The 5,021-nt window shown below is 73.9% G+C and carries 5 protein-coding genes; all 5 read right to left on the bottom strand.

Annotated features, from left to right (window positions below):
• Nucleotides 1–114: 114 nt before the first annotated feature.
• On the bottom strand, nucleotides 115–1,449 hold the full coding sequence (locus DKT69_RS21065) for a glutamate mutase L (protein ID WP_109803244.1): 1,335 nt from the start codon (nucleotides 1,447–1,449) through the stop codon (nucleotides 115–117).
• Complete coding sequence (kal, locus tag DKT69_RS21060) at nucleotides 1,446–1,838, bottom strand: 3-aminobutyryl-CoA ammonia lyase (protein ID WP_109803243.1); 393 nt, start codon at nucleotides 1,836–1,838, stop codon at nucleotides 1,446–1,448. The genes DKT69_RS21065 and kal overlap by 4 nt, the downstream gene beginning before the upstream one ends.
• Nucleotides 1,835–2,611: a lysine 5,6-aminomutase subunit beta gene (gene kamE, locus DKT69_RS21055; protein WP_109803242.1), complete on the bottom strand. Its 777-nt coding sequence runs from the start codon at nucleotides 2,609–2,611 to the stop codon at nucleotides 1,835–1,837. The genes kal and kamE overlap by 4 nt, the downstream gene beginning before the upstream one ends.
• Nucleotides 2,608–4,170 carry a lysine 5,6-aminomutase subunit alpha gene (gene kamD / locus DKT69_RS21050; RefSeq protein WP_109803241.1) on the bottom strand — a complete coding sequence of 521 codons (1,563 nt, stop codon included), beginning with the start codon at nucleotides 4,168–4,170 and terminating at the stop codon, nucleotides 2,608–2,610. Before kamD ends, kamE begins: the two co-directional genes overlap by 4 nt.
• 46 nt (nucleotides 4,171–4,216) lie before the next feature.
• Nucleotides 4,217–5,021: amidohydrolase family protein (locus DKT69_RS21045; RefSeq protein ID WP_146231166.1), on the bottom strand; the 805-nt coding region annotated here is incomplete at its 5' end.

Below are 5,021 nucleotides of genomic sequence, written 5' to 3'. Positions count from 1 at the left end.
ACTCAAAGACGGTACGTTCTGCACCCCGCCCGCTGTCAACCCACCCGGGCCTGTCGTGTGTTGCGACACGGCGTGTCGCGTCGGCGCGTCTCGATCCGACGACCGTCGGTGCTCTCAGCGGTCCAGATGACGGCGCAGCAACGCCCGCGCCGCCGCCGGATGGTCGGCGGCGAGGAGCCCACCGGCGGCCAGGACGTAGTCGACGTCGACGACGGGCCGGGCCGCGCGCGGCAGCGGCCACCCGCCGGCGTGGTCACCCAGCACCGCGCCCAGCACACCGGCGGCGTCGGTGGGCGTCGCGTGGCGCAGCACCCCGCCGGAGCCGACCAGCAGCCGCACGTCCCGCAGGTCCCGGCCGGCCCGCTCCCCCGTCGCGGCGCCGCGCGCGTGGCGGCGCAGCGCCACCGTGGCCGCGAGGGCGGCGATCCGGGCGTCGACGGCCCGGTCGGTGTCGCCGGCGGGCAGGAAGCCGGGCTCGGCGGCCCGCACCGCCGCCGCGGCGGCCAGGTCGTCCTGCTCGGCCGGGGCGAGGAGACGTTCCTCGGCGGCGGCGCGCACCACGCCCGGGGCGCTCCACCGCATGCCCAGGTCCCCCTCGACGGTGCGGGCCCGCCACAGGCTGCCGGCGACCTCCCGCCCGGGCCCGCTGTCCCGCTCGTCGGGGGTGAGCATCGAGTACACGTCGGTGGTGGCGCCGCCGACGTCGACGACGGCGAGGTCACCGCCGAGGGCGTCGGCGAGGACCTCCACCCCGGTGAGCACCGCGTCGGGGGTGGCGGCCCGCACCAGCCGGGCGAAGCGGGTGCCGCGGGAGAGCCGTTTGCCGCCGATGACGTGGCGCAGGAACACCTCGCGGATCGCCGCCCGCGCCGACGCGGGGGCGAGCACCCCGATGCGGGGCAGCACGTTGTCGGCGACGGTCACCGGCACCTTCGCGGCGGCGAGCAGGGCGCGCAGGTCGTCGCGGACGTCGGCGTTACCGGCGAGCACCACGGGCACCCGCCAGCGGGCCCGGGCCAGCCGGGTGGCGTTGTGGGTGAGCGTGTCGGCGTCGCCGCCGTCGGTGCCGCCGACCAGCAGCACCACGTCGGGGCGGGCGGCCCGCAGCGCGGTCAGGTCGGCCGCGGCGAGCCGACCGGCGGCCACGTGCACCACGTTCGCGCCGGCGGACAGGCCGACCCGCCGGCCGGCCTGCGCGGTGACGAGGGGTTCGTAGCCGATCACCGCGAGGCGCAGGCCGCCGCCGGCCGACGAGCAGACGTACCAGGGCGCGTCGGCTGCGTCGAGCCGGGCGGTGGCCGCGCCGACGGCAGCGTCCAGGCCGTGCAGCACGTCCGTGCCGACGGTGGTCGGCGCCGACGCGGCCGCGACCAGCGCGCCGCCGTCGAGGTCGACCACCGCCGCCTTGGTGTACGTCGACCCGACATCGGCGCAGACGGCGACGTTCACGCCGCCGGGGGTACGACCACCGTGCCGGTCGCGGTGACCGCCACGATCGGCTCCGCGAGGACCTCGGCGGCGGACTCGGACTTGTCCGGCCGGCCCCGGCACACCACCCGCGCGGCGAAGTCGATGGTGCGGCTGCGGGTGCCCACCCGGGTCACCGTCGCGGTCACCTCGAGCACGTCACCGGCCTTCATCGGCGCCCGGAACTGCACGTCGGAGTAGGAGGCGAACAGCCCCTCGTCGCCGTCGGTGCGGATGCACACCTCGGTGGCGACGTCCCCGAACAGCCCCAGCGCGTACGCCCCGTCGACCAGGTGCCCCGCGTAGTGGGCGTGCGAGTACGGCACGTACCGGCGGTGGGTGACGGTCAGACCGACCCGGGAGTCACTCATGCTCTCGCCTTCTTGCTCGTGATCAGCGCGTGGACCAGGTAGCTGGCGACCTCGCCGGGGGTGGTGCCCCGGCCGAAGATCCGGTCCACGCCCAACTCGTCGGTCATCGTCTCGTCGAACCGGGGGCCGCCGACGATCAGCAGCGGCCGCTTCCCGGCCGGCATCGCCTCGCGGAACGCCGCGGACATCTCCCGGGTGTTGTGCAGGTGCGCGTCGCGCTGGGTGACGACCTGCGACACCAGCACCGCGTCGGCCTTCTCGACCCGGGCGGCCTCCACCAGCTCCGGCACGCTGACCTGCGCGCCCAGGTTGGTGACCTTCAACTCCCGGTAGTACTCCAGGCCCTTCTCACCGGCGATGCCCTTGACGTTGAGGATCGCGTCGATGCCCACGGTGTGCGCGTCGGTGCCGATGCACGCCCCCACCACGGACAGCTTGCGCCGCAACTTCTGCTTCACCACCGCGTTGACCTCCTTGGCCGACAGCAGCGGGAAGTCCCGCTCGACCACCTGCACCGCGGCGAGGTCCACCAGGTGGTTCACCCGCCCGTACACCACGAAGAAGGTGAACCCGTCACCGATGGGCTTGGCGTGCACCAGCATCGCCGGGTCGATGCCCATCTTGTTCGCGAGCTGGACCGCCGCGCCCTCGGCCCGCTTGTCGTGCGGCACCGGCAGGGTGAACGACACCTGCACCATGCCGTCGCCGGTGGTGTCCCCGTACGGCCGCACGATCTTCTTCTCGGCGCCCGCGCCGGTCTCGACGACGCTCACGCCTGCTGCCCTTCCAGGATGTCGGTGGCCGGGTTGTAGTAGTCGCCCTCGTGCCTGGCGACCCCGTCGAGGCCCTTGCCCCGGTCCGCGGGCCGCTTCATGATCCCGAAGGTGCCCTCGGCGATGGCCGTGAGCAGCGACTGGTCCCCGATGCGCTCCAGCAGCTCCAGGGCCTCACCGAGCACCCGGTTGGCGCGCTGCTGGATGAACCCGCCGGGCGCGGGCACGAAGTCCTCGTGCAGCCCGCCGGCCGCGCCCAGCACGTAGCGGACGTTCTGCAGGGCGATGTCCCGGTCGGACAGCCACGGCGTCACCACCGCCTCGGTCATCATGCCGACCAGCAGGATGCCCTGCCCGGTCATGGTGCCCACCAGGTTGAAGAACCCGTCGAGCAGGTTGCCGCGGAACACGTCACCGGTCATGTGCTTCGTCGGCGGCATCCACTTCAGCGGCGCGTCGGGGAACAACTCCCGGGCCAGCAGCGCGTGCGCCAGTTCGAGGCGGAACGACTCCGGCACGTCCGGGTTGATCTCGAACGCGTGCCCCAGCCCCAACTGCCAGTCGGCCAACCCCGCCTCGTGCGCGAAGTACTCGTTGAGCAGCTGCGACACCGTCACCGTGTGCGCCTCGTCGACGGCGTCGGCGGTGGTGAGGTAGTTGTCCTCACCGGTGTTGATGATGATCCCCGCCCGGGCGTGCACCTGCCGGGAGAACCGCTGGTCGACGAAGGTGCGGATCGGGTTGATGTCGCGGAACAGGATCCCGTACATCGAGTCGTTGAGCATCATGTCGAGGCGTTCCAGGCCGGCCAGCGTCGCCATCTCCGGCATGCACAGACCCGACGCGTAGTTCGTCAGCCGCACGTACCGGCCCAGCTCCTTCGACGACTCGTCCAGGGCCGCCCGCATCAGCCGGAAGTTCTCCTGCGTGGCGTACGTGCCGGCGAAACCCTCCCGGGTCGCGCCCTCCGGCACGTAGTCCAGCAGCGACTGCCCCGTCGACCGGATCACCGCGATGACGTCCGCGCCGGCGCGGGCCGCGGCCTGCGCCTGCGGGATGTCCTCGTAGATGTCCCCGGTGGCCACGATCAGGTAGATCCACGGCCGCTGCTTCGGGTCCCCGTACCGCTTCACCAGGCGGTCCCGCTCGGCCCGGCGCCGGTCGACCTGCCGGACCCCGGCGGCGACCGCCTTCCGGGCGGCCTTACGCGCCGCGGTGGCCGCCTTCCCGGTGGGCTGCGTGAACCGCACCGACCCGGCGGCGCCCTTCTGCGCCAGCAGCGTCACATCGGTGATGCCCTCCCGCGCCAGGGCGTCGAACACCGCCGCCGCGACGCCGTGCCCCAGGCCGGTGTCGGCGACCACCGCGTCGACCAGGCGGTTCACCCACGGGATGCCGTCGGGGTCGGCGCCGGTCACCCCGGCCAGCCGCAGCACCGCCCGCTCCACCGACACGGTGGTGTGGCTGCGCGCCAGATCCACCACCGGCTGCCCGGCGCGGCGCGCCAACTCCCGCGCCCGCGCCACCAGCGCCGGATCCAGCTCAAGCTTGCCCGTCACGCTGTCGCGCCCCCGTCTGTACCGATGGTTCGCTCGCTCCGCTCGCTCACGAAGACCCTTCCTGATAGATCACGTCACCCCGCAGCACCGTGGCCCGGCACACCGGCAGCGGCGTCGGATCGTCCGCGCCCCGCAGCTCCGGGTCCTCGGCCAGCAGCACCGGCAGTCCCCGGTCCACCCCGGCCGGGGTGGACCACACCGCGAACGTCGCCGGCGCGCCCAGCGCGAGCACACCCTCGTTGTCCAGGTGCACCGCCCGCCACCCGCCGCGGGTGTGCGCGGCGAACGCCGCCCGCGCGCTCATCCGCTGCGCCGGATTGTGGTGCGCCGCGGCGGCCCGCACCGAACCCCACGGGTCCAGCGGCGTCACCGGCGAGTCCGACCCGAACGCCAACGCCACCCCGACCGAGTGCATCGCCCCCATCGGGTTGGACTCCAACGACCGGGAAAGGCCCAGCCGCGACTCGTACATCCGGCCCGCGCCGCCCCACAGCCGGTCGAACGCCGGCTGCATCGACGCCACGATCCCGTACTCCACGAACCCGGCGATCAGCCGCTTGTTCATGATCTCCGCGTGCTCGACCCGGTGCCGGGCCGCCCGCAGCCGGTCGGTGCCCACCTTCTCCGCCGCTGCCGCGAACCCCGCCAGCACCGTGTCGATCGCCGCGTCACCGATGGCGTGGAACCCGCCCTGCAGGCCGTGCGCCGCGCAGTCCAGCAGGTGGTCGCGCACCTGCTCCGCGGAGAGGTACCCGTGCCCGCAGGACCCGGCCGTCGAGTCCAGGTACGCCGCCGACACGTGCGCCGTGCGCGACCACCTGCTGGACTGCGCGGCGCACGGCCTGCAGCCC

Source organism: Micromonospora sicca (assembly GCF_003172935.1).
Lineage (GTDB): Bacteria > Actinomycetota > Actinomycetes > Mycobacteriales > Micromonosporaceae > Micromonospora > Micromonospora sicca.
Note: the sequence above shows the minus strand (reverse complement) of the source record. Positions and strands in the feature narration are given on the sequence as shown.